The organism is Pseudomonas defluvii (genome assembly GCF_001695625.1).
GTDB classification, from domain to species: domain Bacteria; phylum Pseudomonadota; class Gammaproteobacteria; order Pseudomonadales; family Pseudomonadaceae; genus Aquipseudomonas; species Aquipseudomonas defluvii.
In genome coordinates this window covers 25,945-45,918 of record NZ_MBPN01000028.1, presented here as the reverse complement: position 1 = coordinate 45,918, position 19,974 = coordinate 25,945, and the positions used below count along the sequence as shown (strand labels likewise).

The following is a 19,974-nucleotide window of genomic DNA, read 5'->3' as shown; positions in this document are numbered from 1 at the left end:
CATGCGTATTGCATTTATCGGCTTGGGCAACATGGGCGCGCCGATGGCGCGCAACCTGATCAAGGCCGGGCATCAACTGAATGTGTTTGACCTGAACAAGACCATCCTGGCCGAGCTTGCCGAGTTGGGTAGCCAGGTCAGTGCTTCGCCACGGGAAGCAGCAGAAGGCAGCGAGCTGGTGATTACCATGCTGCCAGCCGCCGCCCATGTGCGCAGCGTGTACCTGAGTGAAGATGGCGTGCTGGCGGGAGTGCGTGCCGGTACCCCGGTAGTGGATTGCAGCACCATCGACCCGCAGACGGCCCGTGATGTTGCGGCCGCCGCCGCCAAGCAGGGTGTCGCGCTGGCCGATGCGCCGGTTTCCGGTGGCACGGGCGGCGCCCAGGCGGGCACGTTGACCTTCATGGTGGGCGCGAGCGCTGAACTGTTTGCCACCTTGCAGCCGGTACTGGCGCAGATGGGCCGCAACATCGTTCATTGTGGCGATGTCGGCACCGGGCAGATCGCCAAGATCTGTAACAACCTGCTGCTGGGTATCTCGATGGTGGGGGTGTCTGAAGCCATGGCGCTGGGCAATGCCCTGGGTATCGACACCAAGGTTCTGGCGGGGATTATCAATAGCTCCACTGGGCGTTGCTGGAGCTCGGATACCTATAATCCGTGGCCGGGCATCATCGAGACGGCACCGGCTTCGCGCGGCTATACCGGCGGTTTTGGCGCCGAGCTGATGCTCAAGGACCTGGGGTTGGCGACTGAGGCGGCACGCCAGGCTCACCAGCCGGTGATTCTCGGCGCGGTGGCGCAGCAGTTGTATCAAGCGATGAGTTTGCGCGGTGATGGCGGCAAGGACTTCTCCGCGATCGTCGAAGGTTACCGCAAGCCTGAATAGCAAGCTGCGTTGATCACGGGCAGGCCGGCTCCTATGCAGGAGCTGGCCTGTCGGCTTTGCTTACGCAAAGACGAAGTACTTGCGTACGGTCTCCACCACTTCCCAGGTGCCGCGCATTCCCGGTTCGACGATGAAGATGTCTCCTGCCCGCAGGTGGATCGGCTCTTGGCCATCAGGCGTGATCACGCAGTAGCCTTCCTGAAAGTGGCAGTATTCCCACTTCTCGTAATTGACCCGCCATTTGCCAGGCGTGCAGATCCAGGTACCCATGATCTTGCTGCCATCCTCGCTGGTATAGGCGTTGAGGTTGACGGTGTGCGGGTCTCCGGCGAGTTTCTCCCATTTGCAGGCATCAAGTACCGGTAACGGGTGGGTGTCGCGCAGAACGACGATCGATTTCGACATGAGGGCTCCAGGCAGGCTGAGGAAGTGAACCCGCAGCCTAGCGGGCGGCTCAGCCCCCCGGTTGTCTGGACTCGACATCAAGCTGTCCAGAAGCGCACAAGTCATGAGCCCTGCAATAGATACGCGACTGCAATAATTCGCGTTCAATTCGTGCGCTCCAGTCAAAAGCGTTTTGCCGTCGAGGTGGTTTTTCCGGGCTTTGTTCGTCGTTAACCTGCCCGGCATTCAATTCCATCCGGTTCGCCATCCCAATGGCGTCGACCGGGCACCCGATGAGGCCCCGATGAAAAAAGTCCTGTTGCTCAATGGCGGCAAGAAATTCGCCCACTCCGATGGCCGCTTGAATGAAACCCTGCATGAGGCAGCGCTGGCGTTTCTGGATCGTGCCGGCTTTGACATCAAATCCACCTACATCGACGGTGGTTATGACAATGCTGAAGAGGTGCAGAAGTTTCTCTGGGCGGACGTGATCATCTATCAAATGCCCGGCTGGTGGATGGGCGCGCCCTGGACCGTCAAGCAGTACCTTGATGAGGTCTTCACCGCCGGTCACGGCAGCCTCTATGCCAGCGACGGTCGAACCCGTTCCGACGCGTCGCAGAAGTACGGCAGTGGCGGCCTTGTTCACGGCAAGCACTACATGATTTCGGCCACTTGGAATGCGCCGCAGCAGGCGTTCGATGACCCTGACGATTTCTTTGAAGGCAAGGGTGTGGACGCCGTGTACTTCCCGTTTCACAAGGCTAATCAGTTCCTCGGCATGACGGGGCTGCCGACTTACCTGGCGGTGGATGTGATGAAGCGCCCTAACGTTGCTGCTGCCGTCACTGCGTATGAGCAGCATCTGGCCCGAGTATTCCAGATCCCGGCTTGATGGGTGCTTGCACAAGCCCGTGCAAGCCGCTATCAATCAGCGTTTGGTTGCTGCACAAGGTGTTCGCGTGAAAGCCAGGTCCGATGAGTTACAGGTGTTCGTCTCGGTGATCGAGTGCGGCTCGATTTCCGCTGCGGCCGAGCAGGTCGGGCAGACCCCATCGGCGATCAGTCGAACCTTGTCACGCCTTGAAGCCAAGCTGTGTACCACGCTGATCAATCGCACCACCCGGCGCATGGACCTGACCGAGGAGGGCCGGTTTTTCTTCGAGCGGGCCAAGGCGATTCTTGCGCAGATGGATGAGCTTGAAGAGCGTTTGTCGTTGCACCGTCAGACGCCGTCCGGGCGGTTGCGGATCAACGCGGCGGCGCCGTTCATGCTGCACGCCATCGTCCCGTGGGTGGAGGAGTTCCGTGAGCGCTATCCGGACATCCAACTGGAGTTGAACACGGACGACCTGATCATTGACTTGCTGGAGCAGGGTACCGATGTGGCGATCCGCATTGGCGAGCTGTCAGACTCCAGCCTGCATGCCCGTTCGCTGGGCTGCAGCCCGCTGCAGATCCTGGCCAGCCCCGAGTACCTGGCGCGGCATGGCACGCCACGGCAGGTTGAAGACCTGGCCGGGCACTCGCTGTTGGGCTTCAGCCAGACCGAGACGCTCAACCACTGGCCTTTGCGCCATGCTGAAGGCGATCGTCTACCCATTCGTCCGAGCCTGTCGGCATCCAGCGGCGAAACCTTGCGCCAATTGGCCTTGGCCGGGGCAGGCATCGCGTGTCTGTCGCACTTCATGAGCCACGAGGACGTGCGTGCCGGACGCCTGCAGGTGATCCTTGCCGATGCCAACAGCGGCTATCGCCAGCCGATCCATGCGGTGTACTACCGCAATACGCAACTCGCCCTGCGCATTCAGTGCTTTCTCGATTTCATTCAGCAGAAACTGGCGGTCTACGCCTGCTGAGATTTCTGGCGGCGACAGAGGCTGTCTAAACGCGGCTGTTTTCGCTTCGGTGTTTGATATGTCGTTCGACATCAGCCTTAATGGGTGTTCAACGAAAACAACACTAAGGAAGCTTTCATGCGCGTTGTGATGTTCCGACTCCTGACCCTCAGTGCCGCGATTATCGCCAGTTCTTCGGCCTACGCCGTGACCCTGGACGGTGGTGCGGTCGCCGCGCCCGATCAATATGGTGCACAGGTCGCCGCCGAAGTCCTGAAAAAAGGCGGTAACGCGGTGGATGCTGCCGTGGCTACTGCATTCACGCTGGCGGTGACTTACCCCGAGGCTGGCAATATCGGCGGTGGTGGTTTCATGACCCTGTACATGGACGGCAAGCCCTATTTCCTCGACTACCGCGAGATCGCCCCGAAAGCGGCGAACCGCACCATGTACCTGGACGATAAAGGCGAGGTCATCGAGAACCTCAGCCTGGTCGGTGCACGTGCCGCTGGTGTACCGGGTACGGTGATGGGGTTATGGGAGGCGCATCAGAAATTCGGCAAGCTGCCTTGGGCCGAGCTGCTGACCCCAGCAGTCGGTTACGCCAGGAATGGCTTTAAAGTGGCCTCCAAACAGTACCAGTACCGTGAGGACGCCCTGGGTCTGTTCAAGGACAGCACCAACTTCAATGACTATTTCGGCAGCATGAAGGTCGGCGAAACCTTCAAGCAACCCGAGTTGGCGCAAACCCTGGAGCGTATTGCCAGCAATGGCGTCAGTGAGTTCTATCAGGGCAAGACCGCCGACCTGCTGGTGGCTCAGATGCAGGCCGACAAGGGCTTGATCAGCAAGGATGACCTGAAGGATTACAAGGCTGTCTGGCGTGAGCCGATGCGTATCGACTGGCGCGGCAACACGGTCTACACCGCGCCGTTGCCAAGCTCCGGTGGTATCGCGCTGGCGCAACTGCTGGGCATCAAGGAAAACCGCGCTGCCGACTTCAAGGGCGTTGAGTTGAACTCGGCTCGTTATATCCACCTGCTGGCCGAAATCGAGAAGCGGGTGTTTGCCGACCGTGCCGACTACCTCGGCGACCCTGCCTTCAGCAAGGTGCCAGTAGAGCAACTGGTTGCCAAGGACTACCTGGTCAAGCGTGCCAAGGAGGTCAATCCGACGGCCATCTCTGAGACGGAGAAAGTCCGCCCGGGCCTGGAACCGCATCAGACCACGCACTTCTCCATCGTCGACAAGCAGGGTAACGCCGTCAGCAACACCTACACCTTGAACTGGGACTATGGCAGTGGCGTGGTCGTCAAGGGCGCGGGCTTCCTGCTCAATGACGAGATGGATGACTTCAGTTCCAAGCCTGGCGTGGCCAACGCCTTCGGTGTGGTCGGCGGCGACGCCAACGCCATCGAGCCGGGTAAGCGCATGCTTTCGTCAATGAGCCCAACGCTGGTAACCCGCGACGGCCAGGTCACCCTGGTTCTGGGCACGCCGGGTGGTTCGCGGATTTTCACCTCGATCTTCCAGGTGCTGAACAACCTCTATGACTACAACCTGCCGCTGGAGAAGGCCGTTGCTGCGCAGCGTGTGCATCATCAGTTGCTGCCTAAGGACACTATCTATTACGACGCTTATGCGCCGTTGAATGGCAAGGTGGCCGATGATCTGAAGAAGATGGGGTATACCCTGGAAGATCAGGGCTGGGAGATGGGGGATATCCAGGCGATCCGGGTCAATGGCACGGCGCTGGAAACCGCTTCCGATCCACGTGGCCGGGGTGTGGGTCACGTGGTGAAGTAACCGGCCTTATCGCTGGCACTGTCGACGCCTACTGGTGTCGGCAGTGCCAGCGGTGTTTTTCAGGTCAGACGCGGAAGTGGCTGACCATCATCTGCAACTGGTTACCCAGCCGCGCCAGCTCGACGCTGGACGCCGCGGTTTCTTCACTGGCTGCGGAAGTCTGCTCCGAGACATCGCGTACATTGAGGATGCTGCGGCTTATTTCCTCGGCTACGGCGCTCTGCTGCTCGGCGGCTGCGGCGATCTGCTGATTCATCGACTGGATGTTCGACACCACGCGGGTGATGTTCTCCAGTGATGCACCGGCTTTACGCGTCAGTTCAACGCTGCTGTCGGTCAGGTTACGGCTGTTCAGCATGACATTGGCGACCTGTTGGGTACCGCTTTGCAGGCCTGCTACCAGTTCTTCGATCTCTTCGGTGGATTTCTGCGTGCGCTGGGCCAGGCCGCGAACCTCGTCAGCGACCACGGCAAAACCACGACCGGCTTCGCCTGCGCGGGCCGCTTCGATGGCGGCATTCAGGGCGAGCAGGTTGGTCTGCTCGGCGACCGACTTGATTACGTCCATGACGCTGCCGATCTTCTGGCTTTCCTGTTGCAGGTGCCCCATGGCGTCGGTCGAGCGCTTCACTTCTTCGGCCAGACGTTCGATTTGGGCAATGGCCTGGGCGACGACCTCATCACCCGCACGGGCCTGACCGTCAGCATCGGTTGCCGCTTCTGAGGCCAACTCGGCGTTGCGCGCCACCTCCTGCACTGTCGTCGCCATTTCATGCATGGCGGTTGCCACCTGATCGGTTTCGACCTTCTGGCTGTTGACTCCGGCATTGGTTTCCTCGGTGACCGCCGAGAGTTCTTCCGCTGCGCTGGCGATCTGGGTGACGCCGTCACGGATGCCTGTGATCAAGTCACGCAGGGTGCTGCCCATGCGCTGTATGCCTTGCTGCAAAACGCCCAACTCGTCTCGGCGGGTCACGCGTAGCTCATGGGTCAGGTCGCCTGCAGCGATTTTCTCGACCACCTTGAGGGTGTCTTGCAGCGGGCGGGTAATCTGGCGGGTAATGATAACCGCGGCCATAACGCCGAACAGCAGTGCCAGCAGGGTGCTGATGAGTTGCAGTGCACGCGCCTGGGCGCTTTCGTCATCACGACGATCCAGTTGGATCTTATAGAGCTGATCGCTGTATTTGACGATATCGGCGCCTTGTACGGTCATTTCCTGGCGAGCTACGGCGATCTCGGCAATGGCGCTCTTGAAGGTGAGTACGGCGTCACGGTAGGCGAGGACGGCGCTTTCGAACTGCTTCGCGCGGGTGGTTTCGCGTGGCAGGTGATCGTTCAGTTGGCGCACTTCAGCCAGGGCTGCATCCAGTTGTCGCAGCGCTGCCTGCTCGGTCGAAGTACTGAGGTCGGCAATGTAGCTGCGCACTTCCAGGCGCACCATCATCAGTTGTTCCTTGACCCGTGTAATGGCCTGGAATTGCTCAAGACGACGAGGGTCGCTCTCTGGCAAGGCCAGGACATCGCGGTTGATCGACTCGATCAACTCGATGGCGCTGGCGGCGGCTACACCCATCGCATCTCGGGCGGCCAGGGTGGTTCTATAGCCGTTGCGCATCTTGTTCAGTGATACCTGATACGCGCTGATGGTCTTGGCCTGCTGCTGCAGCAGTTTGATGTTCTCGGGGCTCTTGAAGCTGTTCAGCAGTTTCTGCTGTTGCGCGCTGAACGTGTCGAGTTTGGCTTGAACATTGGCGGCGCTGGTGTCATCGCCGTTGGTCAACATGTATTGCAGGCGCGCAATGCGCATGTTCGTCAGGTCGCTGTTGAGCTGAGTGATGTCGCTCATCCAGTTGCTACGGTCGATCAGGCCACCAAGGCTGGTCCAGCCTGTCAGCGCCAGAAGGCCTGTCAGTAACAGCACCAGGCCGAAGCCCAGGCCGAGTTTCACATTGACGCTGATATTGGCAAACCAGCTGTTCATACCATCCCTCCAGGAACGTTTTACGGTCTTGATCCCGATCGCTGGAAGGTTGTTTTTCTTGGTGCCAGGCGATCCATACGCTGGCTTTATCGGCGGCAGTTCGGGTAGCTGAAACGCTTTTTCAGCAATTCCTACGAAATTGATCAACAAAGTGTTTGGCGCATGTTTCTGCGCCGTTCAGGGCTTCTTCAACGTCTCCTGAATCAAGCCTGCCAGCGCTTGGCCGGTGGAGCCGTGCGTATCCCTTTTCGCCATAGCCTATGAAAATTCTTGGGTTAGGCGACGTGAGCGCGCTGCGCTATACATAACCAATTGGTTATGTTTCCCATGGTTCTTTTCAGTTCCCGTCGAAGCCGTCTTGGCCGACACTGGGTGCTCGCCTGCTCCTCCCGGGCTTTTCCACATCCAATAACAAGGAGAACGGCATGTCCGCCACAGACGACAGTCGCTTCGCTATCCGTGATCGCAATTGGCACCCGAAAGCCCTGACCCCCGACTACAAGACCTCTGTTGCCCGGTCGCCGCGTCAGGCACTGGTGAGCATTCCTCAGTCGATCAGCGAAAGCACCGGTCCAGACTTCTCTCACCTGCAGTTTGGTCAGCATGACCATGACCTGTTGCTGAACTTCAACAACGGCGGCCTGCCGGTTGGTGAGCGCATCATCGTTTCCGGTCGAGTGTGTGACCAGTACGGCAAGCCGATCCCGCATACCCTGGTGGAGATGTGGCAGGCCAACGCCGGTGGCCGTTATCGGCACAAGAACGACCGTTACCTGGCGCCTCTGGACCCTAACTTCGGCGGTGTTGGTCGAGCCTTGACCGACCGTGATGGCTACTACAGTTTCCGCACGATCAAGCCCGGTCCTTACCCATGGCGTAACGGGCCGAACGACTGGCGTCCGGCGCATATCCACTTCTCTATCAGCGGCCCGTCGATCGCTACCCGGTTGATTACCCAGTTGTACTTTGAAGGTGATCCGCTGATTCCGATGTGCCCGATCGTCAAGTCGATCGCCAATCCTGAAGCGGTACAGAGCCTGATCGCACGCCTGGACATGACCAACGCGAACCCGATGGATTGCCTGGCCTATCGTTTCGACATCGTGCTGCGCGGCCAGCGCAAGACGCACTTTGAAAACTGCTAAGGAGCCCCGCCATGCCTACTCAACTGCTGCCGGAAACCCCTTCGCAGACCGCCGGTCCTTACGTTCATATCGGCCTGGCACTGGAAGCCGCCGGTAACCCGACTCGCCCTCAGGAAATCTGGAACCGTATGGCGCGTGCCGATGCCCCGGGCCAACAGATCCTGGTGTTTGGCCATGTATACGATGGCAACGGCCATCTGGTGCGCGACTCGTTCCTGGAGTTCTGGCAGGCTGACCATGAGGGTCACTATCAGCCAGATTTCAACCTGGAAAAGCCATTCAACAGCTTCGGTCGCACAGCCACGACCTTTGATGCGGGCGAGTGGAACCTGCACACCATCAAGCCGGGTGTTGCGCTGAATGCCGCCGGTGTGCCAATGGCACCGCACATCAACGTGAGCCTGTTTGCCCGTGGTATCAATATCCACCTGCAGACCCGCTTGTACTTCGATGATGAAGCCGAGGCCAACGCCAAGTGCCCGGTACTCAACCTGATAGAGCAGCCGCAGCGTCGCGAGACCCTGGTTGCCAAGCGTTGTGAAGTGGACGGTAAACTGGCCTACCGCTTCGACATTCGTATTCAGGGTGAAGGCGAAACGGTGTTCTTCGACTTTTAAGCCTGTAGCGCCATAAAGAAGCCCGCCAATTGGCGGGCTTTTTTATGGGCTGCTGTTTGTAGTGGAGTTACTCGTAGGCTGTTGCGCCGGCAATGTGGCGTCCAGCGATGTAACCAAAGGTCGCGGCCGGTCCCAGGTTTATGCCGCCTGCCGGGTAGTGGCCGCCCATGATGCTGGCCATGTCGGTACCTACCGCATACAACCCGGCAATGGGCTGGCGTTGCTCATCAAGCACCTGGGCGTGCTCGTTGGTCTTGAGGCCAGCGAAGGTGCCGAAGCAGCCCGGTTCGACTTTAACTGCATAGAAGGGGCCTTTCTCGATCGGCGCGACGCAAGGATTGGGGCCATGCAACGCATCCCCTTGTTTACGGTTGTAGGGTGTAGAGCCACGGCCGAACAACGGGTCTTCGCCGTTGCGCGCATGGCGGTTGTATTGCTCGACGGTCGTACTCAAACCCTGGGGTTCGATACCGCAAGCCTGGGCCAGCGCTTCAAGGGTGTCGCCTTTCTTCAGGTAGCCGGAGCGTACGAAGGGTTCGACCGGCAGTGGGAACGGGCGGGAAATCCCCAGGCCATAACGGCGCTGGAAGGCATGGCTGCAGATCAGCCAGGAGGCCACCTCTTCACCCGGCGCCGCAGCGACCATGGCAGTGACATAGTCATAGTAACCGCCGGCTTCGTTGACGAAGCGCTTGCCGTTCGCCAGTACACCGATAATGCCTGGCTTGCCACGTTCGATGATGTGCGGGAAGTGACCGAACGTGCCGTCCATGTATGGCACCCTGGAGACCGGTGCCCAGGCGACCGGGCTGAGCAGGTCGTCAGCCATCCGGCCGCCGACGCTTTCGCCCAGGCGCAGGCCGTCGCCGTTGGCGCTCAGTGGCGGCAAGGCCAGGTGTTCGTTGCCGGTGGGCGTACGCGGGAACAACGCCTTGCGACGTTCGATATCGTTGGGGAAGCCGCCTGCCGCCAGCACTACCGCATGACGCGCGCGGATCTTAACGGGGCCGTTGCGTGTTTGCACGACGGCGCCAGCCACCCGGTTGTTTTCGTGAATCAGTTCGCTGGCCGGGGCCGACTCCCAGAGCAGTACGCCGAGGTCTTCGGCAGACTTGGCCAGCCTGGCCACCAGTGCAACACCATTGACCAGGTGCATGGCCCGACCGTTGAGCGCCAGGTCGAGCAGGTGCCGGCTGAAGCGCTTGGTCACGTGGAGCAGCGAGCGCCAGGAACGGGTCAGGGTCAGGAAGGCCGCGAGGTCTTTGCCGGCCATGATCGGCATGCCCATGAACGAGGTTTCGCGCATGGTCTTGCGCAGGCGTTTGAGCAACTTGCCGACTTCGCGAGCATTGTAGGGGGCGGCGATAACCGAACGTCCGCCCGTTCCGGCACCGGGTGTGTCGCCATGAATATCGGCGATAGCGTTGCCATCGGAAAACTGCAGGGCAGTATGGCGTTCGAAGAACGAGACCATGTGAGGCGCGGCCTCCAGAAACGCATCGATCATTACGGGATCGAAGCGCTCGCCCAGTTCGTGCTCAAGGTAGGTACGGGGCAGTGAACGGTCTTCAATGATACCGGCGCGTTGTGCCAGTGGATTGCAGGGCACCCACATCCAGCCACCGGACCAGGCAGTGGCGCCGCCGAACACCGGGTCTTTCTCGACCACGATGACCTTTTTACCGTGCCAGGCGGCTGTCACGGCGGTGGATAAACCGGCAGCGCCGGAACCGATGACCAGGACATCGCAGTCCACCGTGGTGTGCAAAGAGGTGTCGGCAGGCATTTGAGATCTCACGTTCAGGGTCGAATAGTTTTGTTTTTGGAACTCAATTCCATATTCTATGGTTGCTGTCCGATATCGCCAAGTGCAAAGCGGGCAAAATGGGCGAAGATCGAACAGTGGTTTGCGCTTTCGCCGACGCTCTTTAGAATCGGCAAAATTTTTAGGGACCGTGACCATGGCCGGCAGTCAGATTGAACGTGCGTTAAGCCTTCTCGAAAGCCTCACCAGCGCCCCGCGCGGCCTGCCAATGCAAACGCTGGCTGAGCAACTGGACATCCCCAAGAGTGCTACCCATCGCATGTTGGCCGAGCTGATACGCCTCGGGTATGTGCGGCAAAACCCGGAAAACAGTCGTTATCTGCTGAGTACCAAGCTGGTCGCTTTGGGTTTTCGTTACCTCTCCAGCGCTGGCGCCGATGTGGTTCAACCCGTCCTTGATCAATTGGCCCAGCAAACGGGTGAGCTGGTGCGTCTTGGAGTGATCGACGGCGAGCGCCAAACCTGGATCGCCAAAGCTCAGGGGGCTCGCTCGGGGTTGCGTTATGACCCCGATATGGGCCGGGATGCGCCATTGTTTTACACCGCTTCCGGGCATGCCTGGCTGGCCAGCCTGAGTGATGCGCAGGCCTTGCTGCTGGTGGAGCGCCAAGGGATTGCCCAGCGGGAGGACTTTGGCCCCAATGCCCCGGCTTCCAATGCCGATTTGCTCGAGCGTCTGCGCATTGCCCGTGAGCATGGTTATGCCTGGGTCGTTGAGAGCTCTGCGGTAGGCACCTCGGCACTGGCGGCAGTGGTGCGTCACCCGCTGGACGGGCATGTGGTCGGGGTGCTCAGCGTCGCCGGGCCCAGTGCCCGTATGAGTGAGGCGCGTATGCATGAACTGGCCCCTGCATTGCTGGCTGCGACGGCAGAGTTGTCGGCAGCCTGCCCCGCTTCGGAGTTGTTCCTCTAGCGTTTCTGCAGCGCCATAGCGAATGGCAGCCCTCAGGGCTGCCATTTTTTTTGCTTGCAAGAAAAGTGGAACTGAGTTCTAAATAAAATGCGAATAACAACAACTCACCACGAGGAGCTCGGGCTTGAATCAGCCATTGCGAATTGCCTTGATCGGGGCAGGGGTCATGGGCCGTCAGCACTATCAGCACTTACGAACACTCGACCAGGCACAGCTGTGCGCGGTGGCCGACCCGAATGAAAGTGCGGCTGAGTTTGCTGCCGAGTGCGGTGTGGCGCACTACGCCGATTACCGGCAGATGCTTGCTTTCGCCCGGCCTGAGGCCGTCATCGTCGCCAACCCGAACGCGCTGCATGTGAGTACGGCACTCGACTGCCTGGCGGCAGGGGTGCCTGTGTTACTGGAGAAACCGGTAGGGGTGCAGGTAGGGGAAGTGCGCGAACTGGTCGCGGCCTCGAAGGCTACCGGGGTGCCGGTTCTGGTTGGGCACCACCGTCGACACAATCCCTTGATTGCCCGCGCCCATGAAGTGATATCGCGTGGCGTTTTAGGGCGTTTGACCACCGTCACTGCGCTCTGGCAGTTGCGCAAGCCAGACAGCTACTTCGATATCCCGTGGCGGCGCGAGGCTGGCGCGGGGATGTTGCTGACCAACTTGATCCACGACCTCGACCTGTTGCGTTACTTGTGTGGCGAGGTTCGCCAGGTGCAGGCGATCACCAGCAACGCGGTACGCGGCTTTGGCAATGAGGACTGCGCGGCGGTGTTGCTCCAGTTCGATAACGGCGCGCTGGGCAGCCTGACCGGCTCTGATGCCGTGGCCGCGCCCTGGAGCTGGGAGCTCGACAGTGGCGAGAACCCGGTCTACTCGCGTCAGGCCGATCAACCCTGCTACCTGTTGGCAGGTACCGCGGGTGCCCTGAGCATTCCTCAGCTCAAGCGCTGGCACTACGCCGAAGCCGGGGAGGGTTGGCATCAACCACTGCTGCAGGTACAGGAGCCGTTCACTGCCGATGAGGCCCTGCGCCTGCAACTGCTGCACTTTATCCAGGTCGCCCGTGGCCAGGTTCAGCCGCTGGTCAGTGCGGCTGATGCTGGGCGTACGCTGGCACTGATCGAAGCCATTCGCGAGGCTGCGCGTACTGGTCGCGCCTGCGCCCCTGCCTGTCTTTAATCCCTGAAGGAGTCATCATGAATCAACGCGTTATGTCGCTGGCGGCCTTGACGGTGCTGGAGTTGTCCCCGGTGCAGATGGTTGAAGTGGCCGCACGGGCCGGTTACAGCCATGTTGGCTTGCGCCTGGAGCCCGCCACGCCAGAAGAGCACCATTTTCCCTTGGTGCGTGACGCCGAGCTGCGTCGTCAGACCGCTGCACGCCTGCGTGACAGCGGTATCAAGGTGCTGGATGTGGAAATCCTGCGGCTCAAACCCGATACCCGTGTCGGGGATTTTGAAGCCTTGCTGAGCGTTGGCGCCGAGTTTGGCGCCACGGAGCTGCTGGTGGCCGGTAACGATCCCGATGAGCAGCGCCAGACCGATAACTTCGCCGCCCTGTGTGACCTTGCCGCTCGCTATGGCCTGCACCCCCATCTGGAATTCATGCCATGGACTGATGCGAAGAACCTTACCCAGGCGCGGCGCATTGTCGAGAACGCTGGGCGCGATAATGGTTGCGTGCTGATTGACGCCTTCCACTTCGATCGCTCGGGGTCGTCACTGGAAGCGCTGCGACAACTGCCGCGTTCACGCATGCGCTATGCCCAGTTGTGTGACGTGGCGGGGCCGCGCCCTGACGATATGGCTGAAATCCTGCGTCAGGCGCGTAACGAGCGGCGCTTTCCGGGCGATGGCGATTGCGATCTGCAAGGGTTGTTGCGCTGCTTGCCCAGTGACCTGCCGCTGAGCCTGGAAATTCCTACACGGCAGTTGCTTGAGCAGGGCGTCAGTGCTCTAGAGCGTGCAACGCTGGCGCTGGAAAAGACCCTTCAGGTGTTGAGCCTCCGTTGACCTGCGAGCATTGTTGATGACCCGTCCCGCTGCATTAGGTGATGTCACTCGGCCGTTGAAAGGCATTGTTTTGGTTGTGGTGGCGACGTTTCTGTTTGCCAGTCACGATGCTTTGTCGAAGTACCTCTCAGGGTTTTACCCGATTCTATGGGTCGTGTGGGCTCGCTACCTGGTTCATACCCTGTTGATGATGGCCATTTTCCTGCCGCAGTCGGGGCTGCGCCTGTTGCGCACGCGTCGACCGGCGCTGCAGGCACTACGGGCGCTGTGTCTGCTGGCGACCAGCCTGCTGTTCACCACGGCACTGCAGTTCATCCCGCTGGCCGAAGCGACTGCGGTGAACTTCCTGGCGCCTTTGCTGGTGACGGCGCTGTCTGTGCCGTTGCTGGGGGAGCAGGTTTCCCGAGGGCAATGGCTGGCCGTTCTGGTCAGTTTTGTCGGGGTGTTGGTGATCGTTCATCCGGGAGGCAATCTGTTTACGCCTGCGGTGTTGTTACCGTTCTGTTCGGCGCTGGGTTTTTGCTTCTATCAATTGCTGACGCGCAAGCTCAGTGAAGTCGACAGCCCTAGCGCCAGTAACTTCTTTACCGGTGTCGTGAACACGTTGGTGATGAGTGCGTTGGTGCCTTTCTTCTGGCACACGCCAACCTGGGAGCATGCTGCGCTGGCCGTGGTGCTTGGCGCGTTCGGAATGATTGCGCACCTGTTCCTGACCCAGGCGTTCAGGCATGCAGCACCGGCCATGCTGGCTCCGTTCAGCTACTGCCAGGTGGTGTTTGCGGGCGTATTGGGGTTTGTTCTGTTCGGACACAGCCCGGACAAGGCCGGGCTGGTGGGGATTGCACTGATATGCCTGAGCGGGCTGTGCGCTGCGTGGTTGCAGCGCAAACCCTAGATGCCCTTAGTCAGTGACGGTAGGGATCTTGCGTGGCGCCATGAAGTACATCCACAGCAGGGCGCAGAAGTACATGGCGGGGATCATGGTGAACAGTACGGTGTAGTTGTTTTGGGTGACGGTCAGAACGTAGCCCACCAACTGCGTCATGAACATGCCGCCGATGGCTGCACACATGCCGCCGAAGCCGAACACCGTGCTCATCATGTGCTTCGGTGTGTAGTCCATCACCAGGCTCCAGATGTTGGCCGTCCAGGCCTGGTGTGCGGCGATGGCCAGGGAGATGGCCAGTACCGCGACCCACAGGCTGCTGGCGCCCGCGGCGAAGATCACGCTGACGATGGTGCCGGCGAACAGCAGCATCGAGAGCAACCGCGCCTTGATGGGGGCCATGCCGCGACCAATCAGGAACGAAGACAGGATGCCGCCACCGACACTGCCGAAGTCGGCACTCAGGTAAATCACGATCAACGGGATACCCATTTGGGTCACGTTGATGCCCAGGCTGTACTGCTGATTGAGAAACGGTGGCAGCCAGTACAGATAGAACCAGAACACTGGCGCGGTCAGAGAGTAGGCCAGGGCAAAGGCCCAGGTGCCACGCATGCGCAGGATACGAGAGAACGGCACGCGGGCTTGTTCAGGCTCGGTAGCATTCTGGATGTAGGCCAGTTCGGCCTGGCTGACTGTCGGGTGGTTTTCCGGGTTGAAGTACTTCAGCGCCCAGAATGTCACCCAGACCAGCCCGAGCATGGCCATCGCGATAAATGCAGCCTGCCAACCCCAGACGCTCAGGATCAGTGGCAGTAGCATCGGCGTGAGCATTGCCCCCACGTTGGTGCCGGCATTGAAGATGCCGGTAGCAACGGCGCGTTCGCCAGCCGGGAACCACAGGCGTGTGGTCTTGACGCAGGCCGGGTAGTTGGCCGCCTCGGTCAGGCCGAGGATGAACCGGCAGACCATGAAGCCGACAGCAGAGGTCGCCAGGCCATGTGCGCCTGTCGCGATACTCCAGAGGAGTACGGCGCAGAAGAACACACGCTTGACGCCGACCCGGTCAATCAGCCGTCCTTGCAGGACGAAACCGATGGCGTAGCCCACCTGGAACCAGAAGTTGATGTTGGCGTAGTCCATCGCTGTCCAGCTCATTTCCTTGGCCAGGATGGGCTGCATGACACCGAGTGCGGCGCGGTCGATGTAGTTCAGTGTGGTGGCGAAGAACACGAGGGCGAGCATGTACCAGCGGGTCTTGCCCACGGCCATGGCGCCACGAATCTTGTCACCGATACCAGCATGCGGGGTGTTGCCCAGAGGCTGGGCCGAACGGGAGCTTTGTGTGTGGATCATTGTGGGTTACCCGTATTTTTTATGTTTATGGTCAAGCCAGGGTATTGGGTGACGCGCGGCGGTCGCCGAAGTACGCGGCGGTCGATTGATTGGCAGTGGTCGAGAAGCTTTTGGCTTTTTGAGCACGACTGCCCCGTGACGAAATGGTGCGCTACTGCCCGAAAATGGGTCAATTCGTCGAATGCTAATTTGTTCGATAATCGAACACAAAACTAACCAGTTCGTACCTTTTGTGTTGAGCTGCTAAAGTGGGTTGCCAATAATTCGTTCATTGCGCCATGCCTGCCTATCGGAGCCAGAAAATGCAGCGTTCGATTGCCACCGTATCCTTGAGCGGTACCCTGCCGGAAAAACTTGAAGCGATTGCCGCCGCCGGTTTCGATGGCGTCGAAATATTCGAAAATGACCTGCTCTATTACGCCGGCAGCCCTCGCGAGATTCGTCAGCGATGCGCTGATTTGGGGCTCGCGATCACGCTGTTTCAGCCGTTTCGGGACTTTGAAGGGTGCCGCCGCGATCGCCTGGCGCGCAACCTGGACAGGGCCGAGCGCAAGTTCGACCTGATGCAGGAACTGGGCACCGACCTGGTGCTGGTCTGCAGTAACGTTGCCAGTGACTCGTTGGGCGAGCGGCAGATACTGGTCGATGACCTGCGGCTGCTGGCCGAACGTGCGGGGGCTCGTGGCCTGCGTATCGGCTATGAGGCGCTGGCCTGGGGCCGCCACGTCAATACCTGGGAGCAAGTCTGGGATATCGTCAGGGAGGCCGATCATGCCAGCCTGGGGATGATTCTCGACAGTTTCCATACCCTGTCGCTCAAGGGCGACCCACGGGGTATTGCGCAGGTGCCGGGCGAGAAGATTTTCTTCGTGCAGATGGCCGACGCGCCAATCCTGGCCATGGATGTGCTGGAGTGGAGCCGTCATTTCCGCTGCTTCCCTGGGCAAGGTGAATTTGATTTGCCGGGGTTTCTTGCTCCGATTCTTTCGACAGGGTATCGCGGTCCGCTGTCGCTGGAGATCTTCAACGATGGCTTCCGGGCTGCGCCGCCACGGGCCAATGCGGCCGATGGCTTGCGTTCGCTGTTGTACCTGGAAGAGAAGACGCGGCTGTTGCTTGAGCAGTCTGGCCCGTTGCCGGATGACAACCTGCTGTTCACGCCGCCAGCGGCCAGTGCCTACGACGGCATCGAGTTTCTTGAGTTCGCGGTGGATGACGCACTGGGCGCCAAACTCTCGCATTGGCTGGAGCGCCTTGGGTTTACCAAGGCCGGTGAACACCGTTCGAAGAATGTCAGCCTGCTGCGTCAGGGCGATATCAACCTGATCCTCAATGCCGAGCCTTACTCCTTTGCGCACAACTTTTTCGAGAGCCATGGGCCTTCGCTCTGCGCTACGGCCATTCGAGTAAAAGACAGCACGCAAGCGCTGGCACGGGCGGTGGCGTATCACGGGCAGCCTTACCGCGGCCTGGTAGGCCCCAACGAGCGCGAGTTGGCGGCGGTGCGTGCGCCCGATGGCAGCCTGATCTATCTGGTCGACCAGGATGCCGAAGGGCGGACTATCTACGACACTGATTTCAGCCTGGTGCAGCAACCTGCCACGTCCCTGGGCCTGACCCGTATCGATCACATGGCGCTGGCGTTGCCGGCCGATGGCCTGGACAGTTGGGCGCTGTTTTACAAGAGCCTGCTGGACTTCAGTGCCGATGACGAGGTCGTGCTGCCCGACCCTTACGGCCTGGTCAAGAGCCGTGCGCTGCGCAGCCGTTGCACTTCGATCCGCTTGCCCTTGAACATCTCGGAGAACCGTAATACCGCGATCTCCCATGCCCTGTCGCATTACCGTGGTTCGGGCGTGCATCACATTGCGTTCGATTGTGATGACATCTTTGCCGCAGTGAAGCAGGCCAAGGAAGCCGGTGTTGCCCTGCTCGACATCCCGCTCAACTATTACGACGATCTGGCCGCACGCTTCGACTTCGATGACGAGTTCCTCAGTGAACTGGCCTATTACAACGTGCTGTACGACCGTGATGCCCAGGGCGGTGAACTGTTTCACGTGTACACCCAGCCATTTGAAGAGCGTTTCTTCTTCGAAGTGCTGCAACGACGCAACGGATACAGTGGCTACGGTGCGGCCAACGTAGCGGTGCGTTTGGCGGCGATGGCCAAGGCACGCAGCGGCAGCCAGGCACAAGTTAAACTTTAGGGGAACAGGCTTCGACTTCCTTCTCAGGCATGCGGGCCTCATAATCACGATGTTCACAGATGGCCATGAGTCCCGTATGACGACAACCCCAGCACTTTGCGCCGCCCCTACCGAGGCGGTGCGCAGAAGCCGCAAGAACAACCCTGAAAAGACGCGGGAGAGCATTCTTCAGGCGGCAATCTGCGAGTTTGTCCAGCAGGGGCTCGCAGGGGCCAGGGTCGATGCGATTGCCGAGCGCACGCATACCTCGAAGCGCATGATCTACTACTACTTCAGCAGCAAGGAGCAGTTGTACATCGAAGTGCTGGAAAAGCTCTACGGCGACATTCGCAGCACGGAAAGCAGTTTGCACCTGGCAGAGCTGGAGCCGCGTCAGGGCATTCGTCGGTTGGTCGAGTTCACCTTCGATCACCACGACCGCAATGTCGACTTTGTGCGAATCGTCTGTAACGAAAACATGCACCACGGTGACTACGTCAAACGCTCATCGGCCATCAGCTCGATGAACAAGACGGTGCTGATGGCGCTGGATGAGATTCTGCGCCGCGGTGCTGCTGAAGGGCTTTTCCGCCAAGGCCTGGAAGCCCTGGACGTGCATTTGCTGATCAGTTCGTTCTGTTTCTATCGGGTCTCGAACCGACATACGTTCGGTGAGATTTTCCAGGTCGATTTCGAGGACAGCGCAGTGAAGGCGCGCCACCGCGAAATGATTTGCGAGTCGGTGCTGCGCTACCTGCAGGCATGAGCCAGGTGCCGCTGCCGGTTGGCAGCGGCTACACGGATCAGTTCTGAAAACTGCTGAAGTGCTCGATCATCCGCTGGGCATCGGCCGGTACGCCGCTGAACAGCTCAAACGCCTTGACCGCCTGAAACACGGCCATCGTTCCGCCGTTCAGTGTCTGGCAGCCCAGCGCTCGAGCTTCGCGAAGTAAATCGGTCTCCAGTGGGAAATACACGATTTCAGCTACCCACAGGTTGCTGCGCAGCAGCGCTTTGGGCACCGGCATGCCGGGTAGTTTGGCCATGCCCATCGGCGTGGTGTTGACCAGGCCGTCGGCCTCTGCCATTGCCGCTTCCAGGTCATGCCCAACACGAGCGGGAGCTCCGGGGAAATGCTGGTTGAGGTTATCCACCAGCGCCTGGGCTCGAGCGGCCTCGACATCGAAGATGACCAGTTGCGCAACGCCTTCGCCCAGCAAGGCATGAGCCACTGCGGCGCCAGCGCCGCCAGCACCCATCTGCACCACCAGCCGACGCTGTACACCTGTGAGGCCACGGCGAAACCCTTCGGCAAAGCCCAGGCAGTCGGTGTTGTGGCCGATGCGTTTACCGTCCTTGAGCAGCACGGTGTTGACCGCGCCAATGCCCCGTGCCTCTGGCGACAGTTCGTCGAGCAGCGGCAAGATGGCCTGTTTGCACGGGAAGGTGATGTTCAGCCCGGTGAAGCCCATGTGCTCGGCGGCTGTCAGCAGTTCTTCAAGGGCACTGCTGTCGAGCTTCAAGACGTCAAGGTCGATCAGGCGATAGAGGTAGTTAAGACCTTGTGCCGCCCCTTCATGCTCATGCAGTGCAGGGGTGCGTGAAGCCTGGATGCCGGCGCCGATCAGGCCGGCGAGAACGCTGGGTTTACGGTTCATGCCGATTGCTCCTGAGTCGACAGCCATTGAGCGAGATGTTCCAGGGCCAAGCGGTAGCCGTTGATGCCGAAACCGCAGAGCACGGCAACAGCAATGGACGAGACATAGCTGTGATGGCGGAACGACTCACGGGCATGCACGTTGGAAATGTGTACTTCGATAACCGGAAGCTCCACGGCTACCAAGGCGTCGCGGATGGCGACTGACGTGTGGGTCCAGGCTGCCGGATTGATCACGATGGCCGCATATCGACCACGGGCCTGGTGAATCCAGTCGAGTAGTTCGCCTTCATGGTTGGTTTGGCGAAAATCGACTTCCAGCCCCAGTTGGGCGGCACTGCGGCTGCACAGGGCGGACACATCAGCCAGGGTTTCGCGGCCATAGGTAGCCGGCTCTCGGGTGCCTAACAGGTTGAGGTTGGGACCATTGAGGACCAGGACGGTACGACTCATCGGTGGGCTCCGTTGTTGTTCTTGA

18 protein-coding genes are annotated in these 19,974 nt (G+C 60.0%); 12 read left to right on the top strand and 6 right to left on the bottom strand.

From position 1 onward, the window contains the following. Position 1: 1 nt before the first annotated feature. Positions 2-889 (top strand): 3-hydroxyisobutyrate dehydrogenase, encoded by an 888-nt coding sequence (gene mmsB, locus EKA13_RS10410; protein WP_065759306.1) that lies wholly within the window; start codon positions 2-4, stop codon positions 887-889. Positions 890-949: 60 nt separating this feature from the next. On the opposite strand, the gene EKA13_RS10405 is transcribed toward mmsB, so the two are convergent. Then, a complete protein-coding gene (locus EKA13_RS10405) occupies positions 950-1,294 on the bottom strand; it encodes a cupin domain-containing protein (protein ID WP_065759305.1) in 345 nt (114 codons plus the stop codon). A 283-nt stretch (positions 1,295-1,577) separates the two neighbouring features. Between EKA13_RS10405 and mdaB the strand changes: the two genes are divergently transcribed. The 3 genes from mdaB (at position 1,578) to ggt (ending at position 4,917) form a co-directional block, all read left to right on the top strand. Next, entirely contained in the window at positions 1,578-2,168 is a 591-nt protein-coding gene (gene mdaB, locus EKA13_RS10400) for an NADPH:quinone oxidoreductase MdaB (protein WP_065759304.1), read from the top strand. A 67-nt stretch (positions 2,169-2,235) separates the two neighbouring features. Further along, positions 2,236-3,132: a LysR family transcriptional regulator gene (locus EKA13_RS10395; RefSeq protein ID WP_065759314.1), complete on the top strand. Its 897-nt coding sequence runs from the start codon at positions 2,236-2,238 to the stop codon at positions 3,130-3,132. A 117-nt stretch (positions 3,133-3,249) separates the two neighbouring features. Then, the gene (gene ggt / locus EKA13_RS10390; protein ID WP_065759303.1) at positions 3,250-4,917 is read left to right on the top strand and encodes a gamma-glutamyltransferase; all 1,668 of its coding nucleotides are present in this window, start codon (positions 3,250-3,252) and stop codon (positions 4,915-4,917) included. A gap of 64 nt (positions 4,918-4,981) precedes the next feature. On the opposite strand, the gene EKA13_RS10385 is transcribed toward ggt, so the two are convergent. Next, entirely contained in the window at positions 4,982-6,901 is a 1,920-nt protein-coding gene (locus EKA13_RS10385; RefSeq protein ID WP_065759302.1) for a methyl-accepting chemotaxis protein, read from the bottom strand. 425 nt (positions 6,902-7,326) lie between these two features. Here EKA13_RS10385 and pcaH point away from each other — a divergent pair, with 425 nt between their 5' ends. Continuing rightward, the gene (gene pcaH, locus EKA13_RS10380) at positions 7,327-8,046 is read left to right on the top strand and encodes a protocatechuate 3,4-dioxygenase subunit beta (protein ID WP_065759301.1); all 720 of its coding nucleotides are present in this window, start codon (positions 7,327-7,329) and stop codon (positions 8,044-8,046) included. Between the two features lie 11 nt (positions 8,047-8,057). After that, positions 8,058-8,663 carry a protocatechuate 3,4-dioxygenase subunit alpha gene (gene pcaG / locus EKA13_RS10375; protein WP_065759300.1) on the top strand — a complete coding sequence of 202 codons (606 nt, stop codon included), beginning with the start codon at positions 8,058-8,060 and terminating at the stop codon, positions 8,661-8,663. 67 nt (positions 8,664-8,730) lie between these two features. Here pcaG and EKA13_RS10370 read toward each other — a convergent pair whose 3' ends face one another. After that, positions 8,731-10,449 (bottom strand): FAD-dependent oxidoreductase, encoded by a 1,719-nt coding sequence (locus EKA13_RS10370; RefSeq protein ID WP_065759299.1) that lies wholly within the window; start codon positions 10,447-10,449, stop codon positions 8,731-8,733. A gap of 175 nt (positions 10,450-10,624) precedes the next feature. Between EKA13_RS10370 and EKA13_RS10365 the strand changes: the two genes are divergently transcribed. The 4 genes from EKA13_RS10365 to EKA13_RS10350 all read left to right on the top strand — a co-directional run bounded on the left by EKA13_RS10365 (position 10,625) and on the right by EKA13_RS10350 (position 14,303). Further along, positions 10,625-11,401 (top strand): IclR family transcriptional regulator, encoded by a 777-nt coding sequence (locus EKA13_RS10365; RefSeq protein ID WP_065759298.1) that lies wholly within the window; start codon positions 10,625-10,627, stop codon positions 11,399-11,401. Positions 11,402-11,525: 124 nt separating this feature from the next. Next, positions 11,526-12,575, top strand: a complete 1,050-nt coding sequence (locus tag EKA13_RS10360) for a Gfo/Idh/MocA family protein (protein WP_065759297.1) — start codon at positions 11,526-11,528, stop codon at positions 12,573-12,575. 17 nt (positions 12,576-12,592) lie between these two features. Continuing rightward, on the top strand, positions 12,593-13,408 hold the full coding sequence (locus tag EKA13_RS10355) for a sugar phosphate isomerase/epimerase family protein (protein WP_065759296.1): 816 nt from the start codon (positions 12,593-12,595) through the stop codon (positions 13,406-13,408). 16 nt (positions 13,409-13,424) lie between these two features. Beyond that, a complete protein-coding gene (locus EKA13_RS10350; RefSeq protein WP_065759295.1) occupies positions 13,425-14,303 on the top strand; it encodes a DMT family transporter in 879 nt (292 codons plus the stop codon). Positions 14,304-14,309: 6 nt separating this feature from the next. Here the strand turns inward: EKA13_RS10350 and EKA13_RS10345 are convergent, their stop codons facing one another. Next, positions 14,310-15,650, bottom strand: coding sequence for an MFS transporter (locus tag EKA13_RS10345; RefSeq protein WP_065759294.1), 1,341 nt, complete (start codon positions 15,648-15,650; stop codon positions 14,310-14,312). Between the two features lie 302 nt (positions 15,651-15,952). Here EKA13_RS10345 and quiC point away from each other — a divergent pair, with 302 nt between their 5' ends. Beyond that, positions 15,953-17,860, top strand: a complete 1,908-nt coding sequence (gene quiC, locus EKA13_RS10340) for a 3-dehydroshikimate dehydratase QuiC (protein ID WP_065759293.1) — start codon at positions 15,953-15,955, stop codon at positions 17,858-17,860. Between the two features lie 76 nt (positions 17,861-17,936). After that, a complete protein-coding gene (locus EKA13_RS10335; RefSeq protein ID WP_065759292.1) occupies positions 17,937-18,605 on the top strand; it encodes a TetR/AcrR family transcriptional regulator in 669 nt (222 codons plus the stop codon). A 37-nt stretch (positions 18,606-18,642) separates the two neighbouring features. On the opposite strand, the gene EKA13_RS10330 is transcribed toward EKA13_RS10335, so the two are convergent. Together EKA13_RS10330 and aroQ are read right to left on the bottom strand one after the other, a co-directional pair. Next, positions 18,643-19,497: a shikimate dehydrogenase gene (locus EKA13_RS10330; RefSeq protein WP_065759291.1), complete on the bottom strand. Its 855-nt coding sequence runs from the start codon at positions 19,495-19,497 to the stop codon at positions 18,643-18,645. After that, on the bottom strand, positions 19,494-19,949 hold the full coding sequence (gene aroQ / locus EKA13_RS10325) for a type II 3-dehydroquinate dehydratase (RefSeq protein ID WP_065759290.1): 456 nt from the start codon (positions 19,947-19,949) through the stop codon (positions 19,494-19,496). Before aroQ ends, EKA13_RS10330 begins: the two co-directional genes overlap by 4 nt. Between the last annotated feature and the right edge of the window lie 25 nt (positions 19,950-19,974).